Raw genomic sequence first — 23,859 nt, 5'->3', positions numbered from 1 at the left:
TAATAACCTGATACACAATACATGCGGTACTTTAATGCAGACTCTCTCTTAAGTTCTGGATTAAATCGCTGGCCCGTATTCCCGAAAGGATCCATCTGTATAGAAGATCAAAATCCGTTCTACTTTTTTTTCGGCTTTTTCGATCGGCGTTAGCGGGTCCTGAATGGTAGTCGGTTCGACGGGGGCAGTAGCCACAGGTTGTTGCATAACCGGCGGAATCTCATTACGCTGGCTTCGAACGTGTATAGACGGGGCTGTATAGGATACGGATGGCTGAGATACATACCGGTCTCTACGGTCTACTGGCTGCGCCAACGGGTTGTTTCTGGGAACACCATAGTTCAGTTGACCGGACTGATTCTGCGGCTGCTGATCTTCTTCCATAATCCACTCGTAACCAAGTTCAGGAAAGCGACGGATTATCTTCTGGATAATATCAAAACTGGGCCTGTTTCTGCCCGACAGAATGTGTGAGATACTCGATCGCTGTACCCCTATCTCATCAGCAAAGTAAGATGGGGTTAAATTTTTGTCGATCAATATCTGTTTAATTTTGTCATTTATGTTCATGGCTTATCTGTTGGTATAGTTTATTGACAAACATAGCAGGCATAAACGTAAATAACTAGAGTAGTTAAATGTAAATTTACAACGACCAATGTATTTACAGGTATGTATTTACATTGGTCGAATAGTTATGTCAATTTACAGAAGGATACACGTGAGTATTACGATTACGTTGTTAAACCGTTACATTGTTCTCTCTCAGTGCATCGTTCAGGGAAGTTTTCAAATCAGTTGATTCTTTTCGCTGTCCAATAATAATGGCGCAGGGAACCTGATAACTGCCCGCTGGAAACTCTTTAGTATAGCTACCCGGAATAACAACTGAGTTAGCTGGAACAAACCCTTTATACTCTACTGGACTAGACCCCGTGACATCAATTATTTTTGACGATCCTGTTATGGTTACGCCAGCGCCTAAAACTGCCCGTTTGCCAATACGGGCACCTTCCACAACAATACAGCGGGAACCAACAAATGCGCCATCCCCGATAATAACCGGTGCCGCCTGGGCTGGCTCAAGTACCCCTCCTATTCCGACCCCTCCACTGAGGTGAACATCTTTACCAATCTGAGCACAGCTTCCAACCGTTGCCCACGTATCGACCATTGTTCGCTCACCGACGTAAGCACCAATATTAACGTATGATGGCATTAAGATTACGCCTGGTGCTAAATAAGAACCGTGTCGGGCTACCGCCGGTGGAACAACCCGAACGTTGGATTCCGCGAAATTTGTCTTGAGTGGAATCTTGTCGTGGAAAGAAAAAATACCAACCTGTTCTGGCTTCATTTGCTGACTGATAAAATAAAGCAGAATGGCTTTTTTTACCCACTCATTGACGACCCATTCATCGGCTTCGTTGGCTGGTGGTGTGGCCACCCGTAACTCCCCTTTATCCAATTGATTAATTACGTCTTTAATAGTCTGTATTGAATCCTGATGAGTCAATAGACTTCGATCATTCCACAAAATCTCGATTTTTTCGGTCATTATGTTAAAGTAATTGGTGAATATAATTTAGTCAATAGCTTGATATTCGAGTAGTTAACCAAAATACCAAATATAATTCTGTTTCCTGTGAAAACGTAGCTATAACTAAATGCTGTACCTGTCAAAGGTAATAAGGAGCGTGTATAGTTGAAATATATGCGGTTTTTATTTCTTTCAAGACTTCTAACCGTACGCTATGATGTGTTCCTTATAGTGCGCGCTGAAGCCTTCTAAACGGATAAGTCAGGTAATGTGTTTCCCTGGCTGTAAAGTCTGCCACAGGCCAAGAATATGAGCCTAACCGGTAAGCAATAGAAACATGCTATTATAAAGACGTCTAAATGATGGAATGGTCATTTTAATTACACAATTGCCATGCCGCAGAGATTAATCGCTCAGTATGTATGGTAGCAGTTTATGGACTGTCTTCTCGCTCTTGTCACTTAAGGACTGACTGGCACAGTTCCCAGTGAATTAAATGCTCGCCTGCCCTGAGATATAATAACACTGGAGTGACTGATCTGAATCGTGCATTAAAAAAGAGATGTCGGTAGTACGGTCATGTTGAGAATAGCAACGGGTTTAAGCCAATGGCTCTATCGAGTATCCGATGGTATGCGGTCCTGCTTAGGGAAGTGATGTTACGCCCCAGGTTTAGATTACGTTCTGCCGGGGAAATCTACTGCAAAGCTTACGTTCTCCTCCGGGGCTTGCTGGATGGAGCCATTTCAGGTTTTCTGTTACTACCAACGCTTACGCCCCGCTGGGCTTGAGAAGTATGCACTTTTTGGCCCCGGGGCGTGGTTACGTACCGATTACCATCAGTTAGCTAAAGCGGTTACGAATTAAATTATAGGCAAGGAGTAAAATGTTGCTGTAGGGACAGTGCAGTTCGTTGGAAGGAGCCCTAGCAGAAATAAAAAAGAACTCGATTGTCTGACGAATCAGGTTCTTTTGTTCAATCCTACTTAAATACCTGCTAAGAAAGGTTGTTGGTATCAGTTTGGAGTACTAATAAGTATCACATAGATGAGTTAGGAAGCACTAACTAATTTGGAGCCCTGTGAAATTTAGTAAAACAATAAAACACTCCCCTACTCTAACTAATTTTTAGCAAAAGTAGTATTAATAGTAGTAAATATTAGCAGCATTGAGCAATAATACTACTTTTCTTAGCATATAAAGCCTACTTTACTAATAATTACTACAATTTTTTGCTATTAAAATGCTAACCTATATAAATACTACTAAATTACTAAACACCCCCTCCCTTTATAGATACCCATTCTCTTACCAACCAGAATCCGTATATTTGAAGCGAAAACAAACCTATTACTTGTTCATGGAAAAAATTCGCGTTGCTATCAATGGTTTTGGTCGTATCGGACGTCTATCGTTCAGAAGACTGCTGGAAAAAGAAAACATTGAGATTGTTGCTATAAACGACCTGACAGATAATGCTACGTTAGCACACCTCCTCAAATACGACTCTGTACACGGTAAATTTAGCGGAGAAGTAAGTTCAGATACTGAAAGCCTGACCGTAAATGGAATTCGTATCAATGCCTATGCTGAACGGGATCCGAAGAAACTACCCTGGAAAGAATTAAACATCGATGTGGTGTTAGAGTCAACAGGCCGGTTTGTCGATGAAGCCGGTGCAGGCATGCACCTGGAAGCGGGTTCTAAAAAAGTAGTAATCTCCGCTCCTGCTAAAGGAAACATTCCAACCGTTGTGTTAGGCGTCAATGACGACACGCTAACGGGTTCGGAAACAATCGTATCAAATGCTTCCTGCACCACGAACTGCCTGGCCCCGATGGCGAAGGTACTCGACGATGTATTCGGTATTGAAAAAGGGTACATGACAACCATCCACGCTTATACCGCCGATCAAAACTTACAGGATGCTCCTCACTCCGATCTTCGTCGGGCTCGCGCAGCTGCCTTATCGATCGTGCCAACCTCAACGGGTGCCGCAAAAGCAGTTGGTCTGGTACTTCCCCAATTAAAAGGTAAACTGGATGGAAACGCTATGCGCGTACCTACTCCAGACGGCTCACTTACCGACCTGACGGTAGTATTGAAGCGAGAAACGACCGTAGAAGAAATCAATGCGGTTATGAAACAGGCTTCAGAAGGTGCCCTGAAAGGAATAATGGAGTATTGCGTTGATCCAATCGTATCGATCGATATCATTGGCAATCCCCACTCCTGCATATTTGATTCCGAACTGACAGCCGTAAACGGTACGCTGGCCAAAGTTGTGGGTTGGTATGACAATGAATATGGTTACTCCAGCCGGGTGGCTGACTTAATCTGTAAACTATTTTAGTTTGTAAATTACAATCACTAATGTAAATTAAAGTATTATTTACATTAGTGATTGTTGCATAAATGACATATGTAAAACGCCTGTGATTATGTTAAATCACAGGCGTTTTACATTGTAAATAGTTAATTGTAAATCCTTTATCGAAAAACAGTTGTTCGTACTTTGTCTTGATCCCGAGATGGATTCCGTTAAGCGATGATGTATATAAATCAGTTGTATAATGTAAATCGGTAAACTTCTCCTCCTGTACCTTCTCTAGGCTGTATGAAAAAAGTGCTGGACTATCTGTCTTCAAATGGAACGTCCCTCCTGGTGTGAGCAGACGCTTGTAGGTCGTTAAAAATCGGGGGTGAGTTAACCGATGCTTCTCTTGCTTTGGCCTCGGCTGTGGATCCGGAAAGGTCACCCAGATCTCATTTACTTCCTGCTCCTTGAAAAACTCCGTAATAAAATTGATATCCGTTCTCAGGAACGCGACATTGGATAGCCCGAGTGTGTGGGCCGCCTGCGACCCACGGGCGATTCGATCCCCCTTTATATCGACACCAATAAAATTTACGTCGGGGAATGCCTGGGCCAACCCAATCGTATACTCCCCTTTCCCGCAGGCCAGTTCCAGCACTATCGGATTTTGATTCTCAAAATAGTCGGTTCGCCAGTTCCCTTTTATGGTTTTGTACCGGGGTTTACCCACTTCAATTACGTTTGTACTTTCGGCATTTTGAATGAACCGATGTTGCTTCCTTCGAGTCACGGTTATAGGTTTGTTATTTCGGCAATGATGTAATTACTTCCCGTCACAACGATTAAATCAGTTGGCGTCGACTGGGATAAAGCGGCCTGTAAGGCCGTGTCGACATCGGGGAACGCGGCCCCGGAAAGCCCAACCGATTCAGCCTCCCGTTGCAACGTATCGGCGGGTAAGGCACGGGGCGTCTGTGCCTGGCAAAAATAATATACCGCTTCTTTCGGTAAAACGGAGAGCACCGACGCCCGGTCTTTATCAGCTACGAGCCCCAGAACGATGCGTAACTCGTGGCGGGGAAACGTCTCTATCATCGCAAACAGCGCCCGCAAACCAGCTTCGTTATGGGCGGTGTCCGCAACGACAAACGGCTCCTGCTGCAGCACCTGAAAGCGACCCTTGAGTCCTGTCGACGATACGACCGACGCAAGACCGATCTGTTGGGCAGATTCAGCCACAGGAAAGGGCGTCTGTAATCCGGTTATCGTAGCCAGAACCGCCGGTAGGTTCCGTAGTTGGTACTGCCCCAGGAGATCGAGTCGATAGGTCGTCTTAGCGCCCTTTACGTCGACCGTAGTTACCAGACGTCGTCCGTTAGTAATCCCGCTGTCCTGAAGGCTGTACTGTTGATCAGCGAAGGAAATAGGCGCGTTTGCTAAAGCAGCAACCGAGCGAAAGACCGATTCCGTTTCAGCCTGGGTCTCACCCACCACCACAGGTACGCCCGCTTTAATGATCCCCGCTTTCTCCGTAGCAATCGCCGACAGGGTATCGCCCAGTATGTCTGTATGGTCGTACCCGATATTGGTGATGACCGAAATCAGGGGCGTAATTACATTGGTCGAATCCAGACGGCCCCCCAATCCTACTTCAATGATCGCCAGATCGACATCCTGACGGGCAAAGAAATCGAAGGCCATTGCCACCGTTACTTCAAAAAAAGAAGGCTCTACCGTTTCGATCGTATCCCGGTTTTTTGTTACGAACTCGGCTACAGCCTCTTCAGAAATTGGCTGGCCATTAATCCGGATGCGTTCCGTGAATGACTTCAGATGGGGTGAAGTATATAATCCTACCCGGTAGCCAGCCGCCCCGTAAATAGACGCCAGCATATGGGAGGTGCTGCCTTTTCCATTCGTACCGGCCACGTGGATGCTTCGGAACTGGTCCTGGGGATTTCCCAAAGCCGCACAAAGCCGCAGGGTATTCCCAAGCCCGGGCTTGAGGGCCTTGGCTCCGATCCGATGAAAAACGGGTAGTCGACTATAGAGGTAGTCGATCACTTCCGAATACTGCATTTACTTGGAGGTAATAATGAAGGTAATAGTGCCCGAGGCCGTAGGGGGCGTTGCTCCGCCCTTAGGTCGTAGCCGCAACCGCTGAACAGCTTTCCGGTATACATCCACAACGGAGGGACTTACCGTCGTTTGCTGCGTTTGTACCCGGGTTATCTGGCCATCTTCATCGACAGTTATCTTGAAAATAATTTTACCGGTCTCATCCGAATCGTCATTTACATTCGGTCGTCCGGCCAGCGACCAGCCCGATACATCAAAGGCAACGCCCGACGACGAACCACCCGGGGTTCCGTACAGGGACTTGGCATCAATCTTACCGTTCGGGTTTCCTTTATCCCCTACGCCACTGGCATCGTCACCATTGTTGTTGCCACCGGTGCCGGCCGCTTTTCCGACCGTACCATTCGAGCCACCCCCACCCGAGGATTTTTTAAAAAGTGCATCGTTATTAACTGTTTCTACTTTTTTCGGCGGTGCCGGTGGGGCCGGTCGTTCTACCGGAGCCGCGGGCCGGGCTGCTTCTACCCGTTTGGGTTCGGGCCGTTCCGGCGTGGAAACGGGACTTTCAACCTTACTGGTGATCTCCGGCTTTTCGCTGACTGTCTTAGCCGGTTTAGCCTCAACCACTTTAGGAGCAGGAGTTACCCGAGTTCGTTCCAGCCGGGGCGTGGTGTTGACCTTAGGATTGGGCTTGTTCTCCGATGGTTTGACATCCACCGGATTGGGCGAGTCAGAGGCTTTGTTGTAGGTCTGAATTTTACCGCTGCCAATGGCATCTGTGCCAAAGTTGACTTCGATAAATTCAATGGGGGGCGGGTTAGGAACCGTTTGTGATAGCTTCACAAACAGCAAAACCAACAGCAGCACCAGGTTGATAGCCGCTGCGCCCGCAAACGACTTCATCCTGATCTCTTTTTCGTTGTCGAAGGTGATGCGATTCATAGATTGACCGGAAATTTGATTGTATAACGTGGCTACAGCACCGGTTCGTTTATACCAAATGGGGCAAACCAGGGCCATAGACTAAACAAAGTAACGTAAAATCCGGGAGAGATGGCCGGGATACGAGTTTGCGGGATACGGGCGCGGTAAGCAACTCAGGGCGGTAAGCCCACAATGCGTATGTTTGCAACCCAACTGCGTCCCTGTTCCCATGCCCATTCTGCAAGCTGTCGTAAACATTGCCGAACTCCTCCACCAGAAAGGAATTACCGATGTCGTCGTGTGCCCCGGTTCCCGCTCAGCCCCATTAACCCTGGCCGTAGCCCGCCATCCCAGGCTGCGGGTGCGGGTTATGGCCGACGAACGGTCGGCGGGGTTCGTGGCATTGGGAATGGCCCAGCAGCGCAGACAGCCCGTTGCTATCATCTGTACGTCTGGCAGTGCGGTCTATAACCTGGCCCCCGCCGTGGCCGAAGCCTACTTTCAGCAGGTGCCGCTGCTGCTGCTCACCGCCGACCGTCCCCACGAATGGCTTTACCAGCAGGATGGACAGACGATCGATCAGGTCGGTATCTTTGGCAACCAGGTAAAACGGGGCTATGACCTGCCAGCCGACTATACCCATGCCGACGCCCGCTGGTTTATCGAACGGACGCTCAACGAAGCCATTAACCTGTCCCGGCTTAGTCCGGCCGGACCCGTACATGTCAACGTACCCCTGCGTGAACCTTTCTACCCGACCGCCGACGAGGCATTCACCTATGAACGGGTTCGGGTCATCGATGTGCTGGCCGCGCCACCCACCCTGCCCACCGAAACCTGGCACCAGCTGCTGGCGGTCTGGGACAGGACCGAACGTGTCCTTATCGCTGTAGGACAACTACCCTGCGATCCGGCCATGCTGGCCATCCTCAAGAAGTTCAGCGACGAACTGGGCGTACCCGTAGTGGGCGAGATTACGGGGAATATACCCATGAATGATAGCTTCATTACCAAAGGAGATACGTTCCTCTCGGGCCTGACCGACTCCGCAGGTCAGGGGTTCCGGCCCGATCTGCTGATTACGATCGGCAATTCATTTCTGACCCGCAACCTGAAAACTTTTTTCCGTCAGTACCCGGCACAGCAGCACTGGCATATTCAGCCTACCGCCGACCGGATCAATGATTCGTTCCAGAGTCTGACAACGCTCATTCCGGCCGAGCCACTTCCTTTCCTCGAAAAATTATTCGCGGACGTCGATTACCAGCGGTTCCTGCAGGGTGATGATGAGGATGAAACAAATGGATTCCTCAGTCACTGGCAAGCCGCCGACCGACTGGCGGCTAAACTCGTTCAGCAAACGGTATCCGACCCGGGCGATCTCCTCACCGACTGGTCGGCGGTCCAACTGGTCCTCGATCAGTTACCGGAAGGCTCCGTCCTCCACCTGGCCAACAGCATGCCCGTCCGTTACGCCAATCTGTGCGGGATCCACGAACGCCAACATATCAGCGTATGGGGAAACCGGGGGGTCAGCGGCATCGATGGCTGTCTGAGTACGGCCTTGGGGGCGGCCCTGATAACCGATCAACTCGTGACGGTATTGATCGGGGATGTAGCGTTCTTCTACGACCGGAATGCCCTCTGGTCGGCACCCGTTCCTCCAAACCTGCGGATCATCCTGCTCAACAACGACAGCGGGCACATCTTCCGGATCATCGACGGGCCAAGTCGCCAGCCCGAACTGGAAGCGTATTTCGAGACCCCGCACGGCTATACCGCCAAACGAACCGCTGAAGACGCCGGGATCCGCTACCAATCAGGCAATACGATCGAAAGTCTCCGGTCACTCCTACCCGACTTCTTTCAACCCGGACCAACGGCCGCCCTGCTTGAGTTGACCACCGATAAACTTGCCAATCAGCAACTATTTACCCGCTACAAGGAAAACGTAAAAACGCAAATCAGCCCAAAACTATAACTACCGGTATAGTTGTAATTACCAGGTGATGGTGAGGGGCTGTTGCCAAGTGGGTGGGCCTGTAAGAAAAAGGAAGGTATTATCCGAATTAGGTAAGAACCGCCTGCACGGTTACCGGTACGCCCGATAGCGACGCATTCCCGGTGAGTTCGTCGAGCCGTAACTCATCGGTCAGGTCGTTGATGCTGACGCCCGCATGTTTTTGAGCCACATCCAGCCGGGTACCGCTTCGGTGGTGGCCGTACCCATGCGGCATGCACACCACACCCGGCATCATGTCGTCCGTTATCTCAGCGGGGAGTACCACCCTGCCAACCCGGGACCGGACCTCAACCAGTTGTCCCTGGCCAATTCCCAGACGCCGGGCATCGCCCGAGTTGACCTGTAGCGTACAGCGATTGGGGCCTTTCACGAGCCGATGGGTATTATGCAGCCACGAATTGTTATCGCGCAGGTGCCGCCGGCTGATCAGCAGCAGCTCATCCCCCACCCGATTTGGTGCGGTTAATGCAGCCCGTACCCGATGCAGGTCCTGCTGAAACGAAACGGGCAGGAGATTTATCCGTTTCGTTTCCGTCATCAGCCGATCGGGCAACTGCGACTGCAGGGGCCCCAGATCGATCCCGTGGGGGTGTTCGAGGAGAGTTTGTACTGACAGGCCACCCCCCGCCGGATTACCGTTATTCATGCCGTAAGACCCATAACGAAGTCCTTTATCGAGCTGGACCGCCGGATCCTGGGGGGCAGGCGCTGTGGCCGGATCATAGGTATCTGATTCCAGCCGGAAGCGGAGGGCCTCGAAAATTTCCCAGTCGTAACGGGCGTCCGGTCCTTTATCGATCATGGGCACCGAGTACCGGCTCGTATTGCGGATGGCGAGCGCATGAAACGTAAGATCGTAATGAGCAGTTTCGAGTCCGGTGGCGGGTGGCAGAATGTAGTCGGCATGGCGGGTGGTCTCATTCAGGTAAATATCCACCGACACCATGAAATCAAGTTGGCCGAGGGCTTCTTCGAGCTGGCACCCGTTGGGCGTCGACAGGACCGGATTGCCGCAACTGGTCACCATGGCCCGAATCCGGGACCAGTCAGGATCTGCCGACTCGGTCAGGATCTCAGCGGCCAAACAGGAAACGGGTAATTCGCCCATAAACTCGGGACGGTTAGTTACCCGGCTCCGGTAGCGGTCATAGCGCCGGTAGGGTTTGGCAGGACCCAGCACGTCGATGGCGGGCGTCGTGAACATCATCCCGCCCGGCTCATCCAGATTGCCCGTGAGCAGGTTTATGACGTTGATCGCCCACAAACACAAACCACCGAACGTCTGTACCGACACGCCCACCCGCCCATAACAGGCCGCCCGGTCGGCACCGGCAAAATCCCGGGTCAGTTGCCGGATAATATCGGCCGGAATGCCCGTCATACTAGCTGCTACGTCGGGGGTGAAGTCGGCAACGGCAGCACGCAGACTATCCACTTCATGCGTAACGGTGGCCAGCCGACCGAGCCGGACCAGCCCTTCGGCAAAGAGAAATTGAATCATCGCCAGCAACAGGTACACATCGGTACCAGGCCGGATAAACTGATGCTGGTCGGCGCGGGTGGCCGTTTCGGTTCGGCGGGGGTCGATGACTACTACCCGGCCACCCCGTTGCCGGATAGCCTTGAGCCGGTTAGCCACATCGGGGGCAGTCATGATACTGCCGTTGGAGGCAATGGGATTACCGCCGATGATAAGCCAGAAATCAGTTCGGTCGATATCGGGAACGGGCAGCAGCAACGGGTGTCCGAATAACTGCCAGGCCGCGAAATGATGCGGAAATTGGTCTACCGACGAGGCCGAGAATACATTCCGGGTGCCGAGGGCTTTAATGAATCCGGGGGCGGTCAGAAATGTCCCGGAGTTGTGTACCGATGGATTCCCGGCGTAAACCCCAATAACGTTGGCCCCGTAGCTGGACCGGATCTGCCGCAGCCGGTCTGCGACCTCATCGAAAGCCTCCTCCCAACCTATCTCCTGCCAGTCATCCGTGCCGTCCTCCGCAATGAATCGTTTGAGGGGGCGCTTGAGTCGGTTGGGGTCTTCATAAATATCCTTGAGCGCTACAGCTTTGGGACAAATGTGTCCCCGGCTAAAGGGATCATCCGGGTCGCCTTTTATACTGATAATCTCGGTACCAGCCGCTCCATGGCGGTACGTAATCACCAGGCCGCAAATGGCTTCACACAAGTTACAGGCACGGTAGTGGGTTTTCATAGGGAAGGGAAGAAAGGGAGGAGGGGGAGGGAGAAAAGGAGGAGGGAGAAAAGGGAGTGGAATGAAGTAAGGTATAAAATTACTACTTCCCCTCCTCCTTTCCTCCTCCTTTCCTCCTCCTTTCCTCCTCCTTTCCTCCTTCCTCCCTAATTCCCACACCCTTTACGATACGCTTCCTTAGCACGTTCGTCGCCGGCCGAAGCCCCCCGTCGCCAAGTGTCGCAGGCACCGGCCACATTCCCCGCGGCCGATTCGGCTGTGCCTATATAATAATAGAGTTCATCGACCGACGCATCGAGGGTTTCGGCCTGACGAAATTCGGTCAACGCGTTGGTGGGCTGTTCCTGGTCCAGGTAATAGAGTCCCAGTGTTCGGTGAGCCCAGGCATTCTTACTATCCAGCCGCAAAGACTGCTCAACCAGCGGCAGCGCTTCGGCCGGGCGGTTTAGCCTGAGCAACAAATAAGCTTTGTTATTGAGGTAATACGGCTGGGTAGGCTGCACCCGCAACGCACGCTCCACATACGACAGAGCCTCGGTATACTGACCAACCCGGGCCAGCAATAAACTCTGGTTATTTAAGGCGGCATCCTGCTTCGGGTTCAACGCCAGGGCTTTCCTGGTATCGGCTTCAGCCTGTTGGTAAGCCCGCTGGGTATAGTAAAGAGCCGCCCGGTTGGTGAGGCCCTCCACATTGTCAGGATCGAGCTGCACGGCCCGGTCATAGGCGGCCTGCGCCCGGGCAGGATCATTGAGCCGGACGTAGGTATCGCCAAGCCGGGTTTGATAACCGGTCGAGTCCCGGTACGCTTTCTCGATACGCTGCAGATCGGCGAGGCTTCCGGCAGCATCGCCCGTTTCAAGCAACACCTCCGCCCGGTTCAGGTAAGCAGCCCCGAAATCAGCATCCGTTTCAATAGCGCGGGTGTAGTCTGCCAGCGCCCCTTCCCGATCGTCATTGCGAAATTTAGCGAGCCCCCGGTTGTTGTAGGCATCAGCGAAATCCGGCTTTTTATCCAGTGCTTCCGTATAGTACCGAATGGCTTCCCGATACTCCCGCTTTTGTAACTGGACATTACCGCGCAGAAAAAATTGGGCAGCCTCGTCAGTCTGGTCGTTGGAACAGCTAACCGGCAGGAAAAGCAAACTACACAGAGTCACCAGCCAAACAACCAGACGTTGGGTCTGGTTACCTATCTTTGCCGTCGTACGCTTACCCGTTGTAAAATCATTCATCGTTCATCATTTATCATTCCCTTTCCTCCGTGCGTTTCGTTCACGACATCCCCCACCCGCAGTTCCGCATTGGCCTCTACGCCTGGAATGGCAAATATATCGTCAAAATTGACGCTGGTCCGTATGAGCAGACGTATAAAATCAGTGAGATGGACATAGCCGGTGGTACCGACGACGTGCAGGCGATGCTCGATGAACCCTTTCTGGCAGCGGTAGCCGCCCGGTTCCAGGCCATGGATCGTGACTGGCAGGAAACTGGCGACCGAAATGAGGTGTTATAACGGCAGGAAGGGCATTCAGGCCAACTAAGTCGATAACCTGACAGAATCGACCATAACCAATAGTTATGAAAATAGCGAACTGAACCCGACCGAATTTCCTTTATCATTGTGGCTACATACCCGAAACCGACGCCGGAAATAACCGGCGTTTCGTTTTATTAGTTAGCCTTTAAAATCTATAGACTTTATACTATATGTCGATCCAACTCACCGACAACGTCAGTAAAGCCGCCCGGCGGGATATTCTGGACCTCGACCAAAAGATCAACTCCTTCCGGTCGGGTGACATAGCCGACGAAGCGTTTCGGAAGTTCCGGCTTACGCGGGGTGTCTACGGTCAGCGTCAGCCCGGGGTTCAGATGATTCGGATCAAACTGCCGTATGGTCGTATCACCGCCGATCAGCTCATCCGTATCGCAGACCTGTCCGACCGGTTTGCAACGGGCAACCTCCACGCGACCACCCGGCAGGATATCCAGCTTCACTTCGTTAAACTGGGCGACTCTCCTCAGCTGTGGGCTGAACTGGAAGACGCAGGTATCACCCTTAAGGAAGCCTGTGGCAACACGGTTCGGAACGTGACGGGTTCTGCCCGGGCAGGTATCGATCCGCTGGAGCCATTCGACATCAGTCCCTACGCCTTCTCCATCTTCGACTACTTCCTGCGCAACCCGATCTGTCAGGATATGGGCCGCAAGTTTAAGATATCCGTATCCTCCAGCGAAAAAGACTCAGCCTATGGTTTCATGCATGACGTGGGTCTGGTTCCCCGCATGCAGGATGGCCAGCGTGGCTTCAAAGTCATGCTGGGCGGTGGTTTGGGAGCCCAGCCCTTCCCGGCACAAACGGCTTTTGAATTCCTGGCCGAAGAGAAAGTAATTCCATTCATCGAAGGCGTCATCCGGGTATTCGATCGCTACGGCGAGCGGGTAAAACGCCATAAGGCGCGGATGAAGTACCTCCTCAACGATATCGGGCTGGACGAACTCCTCCGCCGGGTCGAAGAAGAAACGCTGGCCCTGCGGGTGCAGACGCTTCCCATCGCCGAGAAGCTGATCTACCCGACAACCGTTGGTATCGACGACCTTACCCCGTCGGCCAGCCCGATCCCGACATCGGACAACCCGAAATTCAACACCTGGCTCCGCACGAACGTATTCGAGCAGAAGCAGTCGGGCTGGTATGCGGTTCAGCTGCGGGTGCTGCTGGGCGATATGCCCGCCGATACGGCCCGGGCACTGGCGCAACTGGTGAAGCAATACGCAGCCGACGACATCCGGGTAACGGTCAATCAAGGGTATCTGCTCCGGTTTGTCCGTCCTGAGCACCTGCCTGACCTCTTCACGGCCCTCGACACCCTCGGACTGGCCGAACCCGGCTTCGACACGACCGCCGACATCACCACCTGCCCCGGAACGGATACCTGTAACCTGGCCATTTCGAGCAGCTACGGGATTACCCGGGCGCTGGAAGTGTTGATGCGCGACGAATTCCCGGATATCGTCTTTAACGACGATATCAAGATCAAGATATCGGGTTGTATGAACGGCTGCGGCCAGCACTCGGTCGCCAACATTGGCTACCATGGCTCATCGCTGAAAAACGGTGCCTATGTGCTGCCCGCCCTTCAGGTACTGCTGGGTGGTGGATTTAACGGCAAAGGTGAAGGGCTGATCGCCGATAAGGTGATCAAGATCCCGAGCAAACGCGGGCCCGAATCACTCCGGACGCTGCTGCGCGACTACGAAGCCAACGGCTTCGACGGCGAGTATTATTCCGATTACTACGCCCGGCAGGGTAAGAACTACTTCTACCAGTTACTCAAACCCATTGCCGACCTGAAAACACTTGTCGACAGTGATTACATCGACTGGGACCATACAGAGCAGTACGTGACCGAAGTGGGTGTGGGCGAATGCGCCAGTGTACTGATCGACCTCGTGGCAACTACCCTGACCGAAGCAGGCGAAAAGCTGGACTGGTCGCGGGAAGCCCTGGCCGAAGGTCGCTGGGCCGATGCCATCTATCATGCCTACAACACCTTTATCACCGGCGCGAAGGCCGCGCTGATGAGCCGCGATATCCCTACGAACACCCAACACGGGATTGTCAGCGATTTCGACAAAACGTTTGCCGGTGTTTCCTCGCCGAACGGAGCTGATTTCCATGAAGCCGAAGGGGACTTCAAAACCCTGGTCTTTAGCATTAACAAGCAGGAGCCTGCCGAAACCTTCGCCCGCCAGTTTGTGGCCCAGGCCGAAGCATTCCTGCCCGCCATCCAGGCCTACCGCGAAAGCCAGATCGAACTGGAAGGCCTGCCGGTCCTTCAGGAGTTGAGCCAGGCGAAAGACAGCTAAATCAACGAGCGAACGAATGAACGAGTGAATGGGGCCACCGGTTCGGAGCGAACCTACCGCAGCAACCACTCGTTTATTCGTTCGCCTGTTCACTCTTTATAGTATGAAACTTACCCTTGTAGGAGCCGGTCCGGGCGATCCGGAGTTGATAACGCTGAAAGGCATTCGGGCGCTGCAACAGGCCGATGTGGTCATGTACGACGCCCTCGTGCATCCAGACCTGCTTGAGCACTGCCGCCCCGATGCCCTGAAGGTGTATGTGGGGAAGCGTCGGGGGGCTTATTCCTGCATGCAGGAAGATATCAACCCGCTCATTGTTCATTATGCCCAACAGTACGGCCATGTGGTTCGCCTGAAAGGGGGCGACTCCTTCGTGTTCGGCCGGGGGTATGAAGAGGTTGAATTTGCCCGGCAGCACGGCATCGAAACGGCCGTTGTTCCAGGCTTGTCGAGTTCGTACGCGGTACCCGCATCGGCGGGCATTCCACTGACCACCCGCGGCCTGTCGGAAAGCTTCTGGGTAGTCACGGGAACGACCAAAGCCGGTCAGCTTTCCAGAGACTTATACCTGGCGGCTCAGTCCTCGGCTACGGTCGTCGTGCTGATGGGGATGCACAAACTCCCCGAGATCATGGCAGTTTTTGCCCAGCAGGGCAAAAACGAAACCCCCGTCGCCATTATTCAGAATGGCACCCTGGCCGAAGAACGAATGGTCGTTGGCCAGGTCGATTCCATTGAGCAGCTAGCCGCCGAGCGTCAAATCGACAATCCGGCCATTATTGTCATTGGTGCCGTAGCCGGCCTGTCTGCTGGCGGGCAACAAGCCGAATTAGCGCATCTCATTACTAAGCATACCGCTTAATTCATTCAGCCTACGATTGATTCAGTTGACTCGATCCCTATTCAGCCCTCGACACGCGAAGTGGACCTTATAAGCCGGTTTGGCCCGACAGGTATGTTTTTACAAACAGCCATAAAACAGGCATTTCTAGTCGTGCTGCTCGTATCCGGTTTTAGTGCTACGGCTCAGGTAGTACGAAAGCGGGCGGTTAAACTGATGGGCAGCCGTTTTGATATTACCATTGTTGCGCAGGATTCCCTCCGCGCTGAACAGAGTATCGATCGGGTGATAGCGGAAGTGACACGGATCGAGAATTTGATCTCCGACTGGAAGGCTGATTCGCAAATAGCACAGGTCAACAAAAACGCAGGCGTCGCTCCGGTCCGGGTGGATGCCGAAGTATTTGCCCTTACCGAGCGGGCGCTTCATTTCTCCAGCCTCACAAACGGAGCTTTCGATATTAGTTTTGCCGCGATGGACCGGATCTGGAAATTCGACGGGTCAATGACTCAGATGCCCAGCCCGGAGGCCATCAGAAAATCGGTGGAGAAAGTGGGGTATCAGCATATTGTGCTGGACCGGAAGCGATCCACCATTTTCCTGACGCGCAAAGGCATGAAAATTGGATTTGGTGCCCTGGGAGAAGGGTACGCCACCGACCGCTGCCGCGACATGATGCTGGCCGACGGTATTAAAGCCGGTATTGTAAACGGATCGGGCGATATGAGCACCTGGGGCAGCCAGCCAGACGGGAGCCCCTGGGCTATCGGCATCACCAATCCGCTACGCAGAGACACGGTTTTTGCGGTGGTACCCCTCCGCCAGAGTGCCGTGGTGACCTCCGGGAGTTACGAGAAATTCGTGGTATTCAACGGCAAGCGGTACGCCCATATCATCAACCCCAGCACAGGCTACCCGGCCACCGGCCTGAGCAGCGTAACGGTTTTCGGCCCCAGTGCCGAAACAGCTAACGGCTTCAGTACCTCGCTGATGGTGCTGGGCAAAGAGGCTGGCTTGAAACTGATCCGAAAATACCCGCTCTACCGCTATATCCTGATCACCGACGAGGGCCGGATATTCTCCTCCCCTGCGCTGGCTATGGAAAAGTACCGTCTCTAGACAGAAACCGGTATCAATGGCTTTGTTGATCTGTTGCTCACAGGTATTTAGTTGGCTATCCCCGACCGGGAGTCAGGTACTCAGTAACAGTCCGTGCGGATCTGGCTGTGCGCCTGATACACACTTACGGGATTCCCTAATTTTGTCTGGCAGATCGTATCGAGCAGATCGATCACGTCTTTTTGCATCGCCAGTGACCCACAGATCATAATGACCCCTTTCAGCCTCAACGCGTTGGCGACAACATCAGCGTCGCGACTAAGCAGGTCGCTGACATATTGTTTGTTCCCTTCCCGTGAATACGCGACGTGTAGACCGGTGAGTTGTTGAGCCGTCCGGCTTTCTTCCAGTAAATCCCGGTACATGTCGAAAGATTCGTGCTGCCGGAAACCGCAATACAAATGACAGGGTATCTGCTGCCTGTTCTGGCTGATCATCCCCAGAAAGGGAGCAATCCCGGTACCATTGGCAATCATCACCACGACCGGCGCTTTCCGGGGGAAATGAAAATGGTCATTGGAAACAATGCGGGCGTGAATCGTTTCGCCGGGCGTCAGCCCGTTTAGAAAGCCGGATCCCAGCCCGCCCGGTTGAAGCCGGACACTAAGCTGAAGTTCCCGGTCCAGTACGCCAATCGAATACAGTCGTTCGCGGTGGTCGTTTGCCGGGTAGATAGCTAGCAGATCACCCGACCGAACGGCCTTTTTGGGGGCGGGTTGCAGGCGAATTAAAAAGGTCCCGTCTGGCTGGGCCGTACCGGTATTGGTGGTAACGGTTAGCCGATCAGGAGCGGGCACCGGCACCTTCAGCAAGGTTGCTGGAAGGGTCAGCGGCCAATTGGTTTGCTGCGACCAGGCTTCGGCCCATAACCCAAAATCGTCAGGCGACCGATCATTGACCGTATGCATATCGACCAGCGGCACGGCCCACGATTGCCACGCCAGCCGTTGATTCACCTCGTAGGCAAACTGACAGAAGTCGGGATACGCGTGGGAGCCAAAACCAACGACCGAATAGTGAATCGGTTGGGATTGCGGGTATTTTTCGAGCAGGGTTTCAAATCGGTTGGCGTTGGTCGGCGCATCGCCCAGCCCATACGTAGCCGTCAACGCGATCAGGTACTCGGCCCTGGGAAAAACGGTGTAGTTATTCAACTCGGTCAGATAGGATTTCTCGCCTTGCCGGAGCAACTGTTGATGGATGATTTGAGCAAATCGGAACGTACTCCCGTTTTCTGAGCCAACCAGGATGATGAACCGGCTCTCACTGGCCGAATAGCTGTTTTTGACCCGGTTAGCCCGTCGTTTCCAGGTGATGGCAAAGCCGGAATAGATAAAAAAGAGAATATTACCCGAAGCCACGGCCAGGATGATCGCCCAGATGGCACTGGCCCGTCCCGTGTGCAAATCCAGACTCAGGTTGGTCAGCAAAACGGCGGTTGGGTACCGATTTTCGCTGAGGATATCGCCCGTTAGTTGGTTGACGGCCAGTTCACGGTCCTTGAGTTTCAAGGTATAGTAGTCCTCGACATCTTCCGAAAATGGAAACTCGATGCGCTGTACCGCTGAAAGCTGCGTTGTCTGGAACACGGCCATGTCGGCCAGTTTTCGTTCAGGAGTTGCCTTGATGGCGTCGAAATCAATTTTTACGGGTATTTTCTCCGTCTCAACGAGGCCAAATCGCTCCAGCGAAAGGTACGTTCCCGACAGGGCAATGACAACGATTGGAATCAGCGACAGCCGCCCCAGCACGACATGGTAATACTGGGCCGCGTTGTCGCGGACAATCCGGGTAAAAAACCGCCGGACTCCCCGTTGCCGCTGGATAATCAGCAGGGTACCGGAAACTGTGATCAGGAGGAGCAGAAAGGCGGTGAGTCCAATAAAAAACCGACCCGCTTCGTGTAAAAACAGGGACCGGTGCAGGGCCGTAACCCACTGAAAAAATTCATGTTGCGGAGTAGGCGAACCCAGGATTTTGCCCGTCCGGGGATCAATATAGGCGGTCACGTTTTTGCCGTTGGCATCGCTCCCCTTGATAAGCACAAACTGGTTGGCATCCACGCTTAGCTCACTGATCTCAGCATAGCTTTTTTTGAGAACGGGTAACGTCTGGGCCAGGGTAAGCTGGCTGATAGCGTCGGACCGATACGGCTGAGTTTTCTGCACTACGGGCTCGAAGGCCAGAATAACGCCCGTTATGGAAGCCAGCGTCAGCAAAAGAAACGAAGATACAGCCAGGGCCAGATGGCTGTATCTCCAAACAGAAATGGTCATAAATCCAGCCGACTAGTAGTAAAGCAACCTGGTTGGCACAAGGTAATTGGCCTTAGTTGCTGGTGTTAGGGCTAAAGCGTACGTAGCGAATGTAGCCGGTACCTTCGCTCTTGGCAGAAAGCCCCTCTGTCGTCAGCGGGATCTCCAGATCCTTTACGTGATAGTTTTTATCCTCTACCGCACTCTCAAACCGCAGTTTATAATCCTTGTTGAGCTTAGTGTTGTCGATTTCCAGTACGGTAACGCTCCGGTCGCCCCCGGCTACGGAAGCCCCGGTGATCGCACTGATGTTAGGTGTTTTTTTACCCAGGGCCTTGTGCCATTCTTTTACATCGGGGTACCATTTTTTGTCAGAGCCGAGTACGTACATGGTTTTCTCGTAGGCCCCTTTCCCATTGATGAGCGAAACGACGATGTAAGCTCCCTCACCCATGTAGTTGGTCATCTGGATCATACACTTGTACTGGGACGTACCCGGTTGTTGAGCCAGCAAAGCCGATGCGGAACTCATTAACGCCAACACCAGCAGGCCAATCTTATGCAAACAGGACATATAGTTATTTCAGAAAAGTAAGCGATACATTGCTTTTTACCAGTGATTCGTTTTCGCTGGCCAAATCGAATGCGGTTTCTTTTAAATCAGTCGGAATGTCTTTTTTAGCCCCGATCGACAACAGGTACTTCAGCAGGGCGTCATCTTTCGACACCATGGCCGCTTTGTGCAGAGCCGTAATACCTTCTTTGTTGCGGCTGTTCACATCGATCTGAAGGGGCTCCAGCTTTTTCAGCAGCGACAAATCGTTCCTGGCAACCGCTAAGTGATACAAGGTATTGCCGTTCTTCTGCGGTGCCTTCACGTCAAGTCCTTTTTCCTGGAGCAGTTTCAGCTTCGCCGTAAACTCATCCGCCGGTGGTCCGTTGCCAGCCTCAGGACGTGGGTTGCCTTCCGGGCGGGCGGGGGCTTCGCCCCTTGCTCCGCCATTGGCAGGCGTAGACTGAATCAGATAAGCAGCCAGGTTATCGCCTTTTTTGTCGGTTACGGTAACGTCGGCTCCTTTACTCAACAGGTAGGTCACTACCTCCGGCGAATTACCTTTGATGGCCATAGCCAGTGCCGTTACCCCTTTCTGGTTGGCCTGGTTGATATTTTTCACCTTCGGCACGAGCAGTTCCATCACCGCCATATCCCGGTTGGTGGCAGCCGCGTTCATAAACACGGTGTTACCCTCGGCGTCGGCCTGGTTTACATCGACGCCTTTGGTGAGAAAGTACTGAATGAGTTCTTGCTGACGGGGTCGGCGAACGATGGCATGCAGCGCGTTTTCGCCGTTTTTGTTGGTTACGTTTGGTTTCAGGTTCAGGCTTTCCAGGTACTGGAACACCTCGGGCGAGTTGGCTCCCCGACGACCACCCTGACTGGCCATGATAAACGCATTATCCTGAGCCGGCACCCCTTTTTCTACCAGGGCTTTCATGCTCGCGATATTGCCACCCCGGGCCGCGTAACTAAACGCATTGTTACCAGCGGCATCCGTGCTGTTGAGATCCAGGCCTTTCGAGACAAAATAATTGGTCAGTTTGAGATCCTTGTCGGTTGCAATGGCCAATAACAGGGCATTGGCACCGTCATGGTTCAGGTCTTTTTTCAGGACAGCCCCGTTCGTCAAACAAAGGTCATATACCTGCGTGTCAGGCTGGCCACTGGCTGCGGCAAAATTCAGGACGGTCATCCCGTGATTATCTTCCAGATTAGCCTTGGATCCTTTGGCGATCAGCTTTTCCATCAACGCCACGTTGCCCCGGTTGGCGGCCCAGTGCATGTAAATACGACCATCATGCGTTAGCTTCGACACGTCGTTGCCCGGTTGCAGCAGCAGGTAATCGACTACCTCGTTGGGAACGCCCGCATTGATGGCCATCACGACCGGATCAAAGCCCATTGGGTTAAGCTGCGACGGATTACTGCCTTTGGCGACCTCTGCCTTAACCTGGTTCACATCCGGCTTGCTCTGCCAGAAGGACTGGTCCAGCAGCACGTTTTTCTGAGCCTGAGCGGAGAGGGCAAAACCTACCAGCAGGGCAGTCAGTATTTTTTTCATATAGATTATAAGGTAAGACCCGATGGGTTGACTGGCGTACGACGGCCCGGTAAGGGCCGGTGACAACCTGAACGACCGCAAAGTTAATAAGATTCATTCTAAATAATAGCTGAAGGCGTCATTTCTGCCTGCTTATTTTGCGGATAGCAATCCGTTCGATCCCTTGTCAACCTATAATCCAACCGAAAAACGGATGAAGGCTACCCCGAACGAATATAGGCGACCAGGCCCCCTGGAAATAAATAGCCTATCCACCCGACAGGGCGAAGGCCAGTTGGGGAGGATAGGCTATAAGCGAGGATAGAGACAGTTGCCTGATTTGCCGGTACACCGGTGCTGGGTTTACAGCGTCAATAACGACAGCACTGCGTCGGCGGTCATTTTGGTTTGTTCACCGGTGACCATATTCTTAACCGATAGCAGGCCCGTCTGCACCTCTTCGGAACCGATCAGTACGACGTAGGGAATGGCTTTGGCATTGGCATAATCCATCATCTTCTTTACCTTGGTCAGATCGGGGTACACCTCAGCGGCTACACCTGATTCCCGCAACTGACTTAGTAAGGGCAGCGCTACGCTACGCGCTTCCAGATCGAACGGAATCAACAACACCTGGGTACCCTGCCCGACCCCGGCCGGAAACAGCTTCAGTTCCTCCATAACGTCATAAATCCGGTCTACCCCGAACGAGATGCCTACGCCGGAGAGTCCCGGCATGCCGAAGGTACCCGTGAGGTTGTCATACCGCCCGCCCCCGCTGATACTGCCGATCGACACGCCCCTGGCTTTGACCTCGAAAATAGCACCGGTATAATAGGATAGTCCGCGGGCCAGCGTCGGGTCGAATTCGATGGGCGCATCGGCCAGACCATATTGACCAACCAGCTGAATCATTTCCTGTAACTCGGCAATACCGATCCGCGCCGTTTCTGACGCACCAAGCCAGGTTGTCAACTGAACCAGCACCTGATCGAGCGGTAACTCGCTGAAAGCAAACAGTGGGCTCAGCTTCGTGAGGGTTTCATCCGAAAAACCACGCTCCCGCAGCTCATCCTGCACTTTGTCCCGGCCAATCTTGTCCAGTTTGTCAATGGCAACGCTCAGGGTGGCTTCCTGTCCTGGTACCCCAATTACCTCGGCGATACCCGCCAAAATTTTCCGGTTGTTGACTTTGAGCGTGTAATCGATGCCCAGGTTGCGGAACACGTCATCGATCATGAGTACGATCTCGGCCTCGCATAGCAGCGAGTCGGTACCGACTACGTCGGCATCGCACTGGTAGAATTCCCGGTAGCGACCTTTCTGCGGCCGGTCGGCGCGCCAGACGGGCTGCATCTGGTAGCGTTTAAACGGCATCGGCAGGTTATTGCGGTTCATGACTACGTAGCGGGCAAAAGGCACCGTCAGGTCATAGCGCAGGCCTTTCTCGGCAATGCTGGGGGTCAGTTTCTTCGAGCCGGATGCCAGATCGAGTTCGGTCAGGCCCGCAGCATAATCGCCCGAGTTCAGGATTTTATACAGTAGTTGGTCACCCTCATTGCCGTACTTCCCGGTCAGTGTCGACAGGTTTTCCATGGATGGAGTCTCAAGGGGTTGAAACCCAAAGCGTTTGAAGGTATGCCGAATGGTATCGAATATAAATAGCCGGTTGCGCATCTGCTCCGGTCCAAAATCACGGGTGCCTTTGGGTAAAGTGGGTTTTTGCATGGGACAAAATTAAGCCCAAAGGCCGAAAACTCCGATCAGGCATTTACTTTGTCAGGCAAAAACACTAATTTTGCACTCGCTTTCGTTCAACCGGCCGGTTTAACGATTGGCCGCTATTGAACCGACAAGTTAAAACATACTACGATAATGGGAGTAACAGAATTAAAGCGTAAAGGCAAACGGAATCGCGCCATCGCCAGCAACAAGGTAAACGCCATCAAACAACTGCTGCGTAAACCAACCATCAAGAACGTTGATATTGAAGCGATCAAAGCATCGTTCGCCGAGAAGAAAGCAGCTTAAGCGGTGCCTTTTTCGACCGAATCGATTCTCAATAACGAGCCTCGCCCCTTCAGGGTGAGGTTTTTCGTTTCCGGCTGGCCCACTCCCGGTCCCGTTTCTTCAACTCCCGGCGCACAAACCGGCGGTAATCCAGCTGGGCCCGAAACCGTACGGCCTGCCCAAACAGCGACAGGCCGCCGTTGATCAGGATCAGGCTGTAGGTGCCCCACAGAAACCATTGCCGGAAGGGAGCGCCCGTATGTTTGGCCTGGGCCGCTTCGCTGAATACGCACAGTCCCGCACCGATGATCAGCAAACTCAACGGAGCCAGTAACAACCATTTTGTACGGGTTGAGAGTCGATTAACCAGTCGGCGGCCGGGGGGTTCTGGTACTTTAGCCATACGTTGCAGCTATCTTTCTAAGGATGTTAGTGGTATCGATCAGTCATCTACTAGTGCTCTTCCAAATTAATAGTTGAAGTAAAATAGAGTAGCTTTGTAGTATGGGCCAAATCGCTACTCCATTCGTCTTGTCAGAAGCCGATCAGACAACACTTGATCAA

Annotated in this window: 19 protein-coding genes; 7 read left to right on the top strand and 12 right to left on the bottom strand. The window is 52.8% G+C overall.

What is annotated here, in order from left to right:
- Nucleotides 1-60: 60 nt before the first annotated feature.
- Both FH603_RS20350 and FH603_RS20345 read right to left on the bottom strand, forming a co-directional pair.
- Nucleotides 61-570, bottom strand: coding sequence for a helix-turn-helix transcriptional regulator (locus FH603_RS20350; RefSeq protein ID WP_186739544.1), 510 nt, complete (start codon nt 568-570; stop codon nt 61-63).
- 172 nt (nt 571-742) lie between these two features.
- Nucleotides 743-1,558 (bottom strand): 2,3,4,5-tetrahydropyridine-2,6-dicarboxylate N-succinyltransferase, encoded by an 816-nt coding sequence (locus FH603_RS20345; RefSeq protein ID WP_186739543.1) that lies wholly within the window; start codon nt 1,556-1,558, stop codon nt 743-745.
- A gap of 1,342 nt (nt 1,559-2,900) precedes the next feature.
- Here FH603_RS20345 and gap point away from each other — a divergent pair.
- Nucleotides 2,901-3,893, top strand: a complete 993-nt coding sequence (gene gap, locus FH603_RS20340; protein ID WP_186739542.1) for a type I glyceraldehyde-3-phosphate dehydrogenase — start codon at nt 2,901-2,903, stop codon at nt 3,891-3,893.
- A gap of 91 nt (nt 3,894-3,984) precedes the next feature.
- Here gap and trmB read toward each other — a convergent pair whose 3' ends face one another.
- The 3 genes from trmB to FH603_RS20325 are packed head-to-tail and all read right to left on the bottom strand — an operon-like array spanning nt 3,985 to nt 6,878.
- On the bottom strand, nt 3,985-4,647 hold the full coding sequence (gene trmB / locus FH603_RS20335; protein ID WP_186739541.1) for a tRNA (guanosine(46)-N7)-methyltransferase TrmB: 663 nt from the start codon (nt 4,645-4,647) through the stop codon (nt 3,985-3,987).
- A 2-nt stretch (nt 4,648-4,649) separates the two neighbouring features.
- A complete protein-coding gene (locus tag FH603_RS20330) occupies nt 4,650-5,936 on the bottom strand; it encodes a bifunctional folylpolyglutamate synthase/dihydrofolate synthase (RefSeq protein WP_186739540.1) in 1,287 nt (428 codons plus the stop codon).
- On the bottom strand, nt 5,937-6,878 hold the full coding sequence (locus tag FH603_RS20325) for an energy transducer TonB (protein WP_186739539.1): 942 nt from the start codon (nt 6,876-6,878) through the stop codon (nt 5,937-5,939).
- A gap of 211 nt (nt 6,879-7,089) precedes the next feature.
- Between FH603_RS20325 and menD the strand changes: the two genes are divergently transcribed.
- Complete coding sequence (gene menD / locus FH603_RS20320; protein ID WP_186739538.1) at nt 7,090-8,841, top strand: 2-succinyl-5-enolpyruvyl-6-hydroxy-3-cyclohexene-1-carboxylic-acid synthase; 1,752 nt, start codon at nt 7,090-7,092, stop codon at nt 8,839-8,841.
- 88 nt (nt 8,842-8,929) lie between these two features.
- On the opposite strand, the gene FH603_RS20315 is transcribed toward menD, so the two are convergent.
- A complete protein-coding gene (locus tag FH603_RS20315; protein ID WP_186739537.1) occupies nt 8,930-11,098 on the bottom strand; it encodes a molybdopterin-dependent oxidoreductase in 2,169 nt (722 codons plus the stop codon).
- A 146-nt stretch (nt 11,099-11,244) separates the two neighbouring features.
- A complete protein-coding gene (locus FH603_RS20310) occupies nt 11,245-12,333 on the bottom strand; it encodes a tetratricopeptide repeat protein (protein WP_186739536.1) in 1,089 nt (362 codons plus the stop codon).
- Between the two features lie 29 nt (nt 12,334-12,362).
- Between FH603_RS20310 and FH603_RS20305 the strand changes: the two genes are divergently transcribed.
- The 4 genes from FH603_RS20305 (at nt 12,363) to FH603_RS20290 (ending at nt 16,931) form a co-directional block, all read left to right on the top strand.
- Entirely contained in the window at nt 12,363-12,614 is a 252-nt protein-coding gene (locus FH603_RS20305) for a hypothetical protein (protein ID WP_186739535.1), read from the top strand.
- 194 nt (nt 12,615-12,808) lie between these two features.
- Nucleotides 12,809-14,971, top strand: coding sequence for a nitrite/sulfite reductase (locus FH603_RS20300; RefSeq protein ID WP_186739534.1), 2,163 nt, complete (start codon nt 12,809-12,811; stop codon nt 14,969-14,971).
- A 103-nt stretch (nt 14,972-15,074) separates the two neighbouring features.
- Nucleotides 15,075-15,833, top strand: a complete 759-nt coding sequence (cobA, locus tag FH603_RS20295) for a uroporphyrinogen-III C-methyltransferase (RefSeq protein WP_186739533.1) — start codon at nt 15,075-15,077, stop codon at nt 15,831-15,833.
- Nucleotides 15,834-15,926: 93 nt separating this feature from the next.
- Nucleotides 15,927-16,931 carry an FAD:protein FMN transferase gene (locus FH603_RS20290; protein WP_186739532.1) on the top strand — a complete coding sequence of 335 codons (1,005 nt, stop codon included), beginning with the start codon at nt 15,927-15,929 and terminating at the stop codon, nt 16,929-16,931.
- An 80-nt stretch (nt 16,932-17,011) separates the two neighbouring features.
- On the opposite strand, the gene FH603_RS20285 is transcribed toward FH603_RS20290, so the two are convergent.
- The 4 genes from FH603_RS20285 to hisS form a co-directional block, all read right to left on the bottom strand.
- Nucleotides 17,012-19,207 carry a PepSY domain-containing protein gene (locus FH603_RS20285; protein ID WP_186739531.1) on the bottom strand — a complete coding sequence of 732 codons (2,196 nt, stop codon included), beginning with the start codon at nt 19,205-19,207 and terminating at the stop codon, nt 17,012-17,014.
- A 52-nt stretch (nt 19,208-19,259) separates the two neighbouring features.
- Complete coding sequence (locus FH603_RS20280; protein ID WP_186739530.1) at nt 19,260-19,760, bottom strand: DUF2271 domain-containing protein; 501 nt, start codon at nt 19,758-19,760, stop codon at nt 19,260-19,262.
- A 4-nt stretch (nt 19,761-19,764) separates the two neighbouring features.
- Nucleotides 19,765-21,306, bottom strand: a complete 1,542-nt coding sequence (locus FH603_RS20275) for an ankyrin repeat domain-containing protein (RefSeq protein WP_186739529.1) — start codon at nt 21,304-21,306, stop codon at nt 19,765-19,767.
- A 342-nt stretch (nt 21,307-21,648) separates the two neighbouring features.
- On the bottom strand, nt 21,649-23,013 hold the full coding sequence (hisS, locus tag FH603_RS20270) for a histidine--tRNA ligase (RefSeq protein WP_186739528.1): 1,365 nt from the start codon (nt 23,011-23,013) through the stop codon (nt 21,649-21,651).
- A gap of 147 nt (nt 23,014-23,160) precedes the next feature.
- Here hisS and FH603_RS20265 point away from each other — a divergent pair, with 147 nt between their 5' ends.
- The gene (locus tag FH603_RS20265) at nt 23,161-23,316 is read left to right on the top strand and encodes a hypothetical protein (RefSeq protein WP_186739527.1); all 156 of its coding nucleotides are present in this window, start codon (nt 23,161-23,163) and stop codon (nt 23,314-23,316) included.
- Between the two features lie 49 nt (nt 23,317-23,365).
- Here the strand turns inward: FH603_RS20265 and FH603_RS20260 are convergent, their stop codons facing one another.
- Nucleotides 23,366-23,698, bottom strand: coding sequence for a hypothetical protein (locus tag FH603_RS20260; protein ID WP_186739526.1), 333 nt, complete (start codon nt 23,696-23,698; stop codon nt 23,366-23,368).
- Nucleotides 23,699-23,859: the final 161 nt, after the last annotated feature.

It is taken from the genome of Spirosoma utsteinense (genome assembly GCF_014282275.1).
In the GTDB taxonomy this organism is placed as follows: domain Bacteria; phylum Bacteroidota; class Bacteroidia; order Cytophagales; family Spirosomataceae; genus Spirosoma; species Spirosoma utsteinense.
This window is presented reverse-complemented; position numbering and strand designations above follow the sequence as displayed.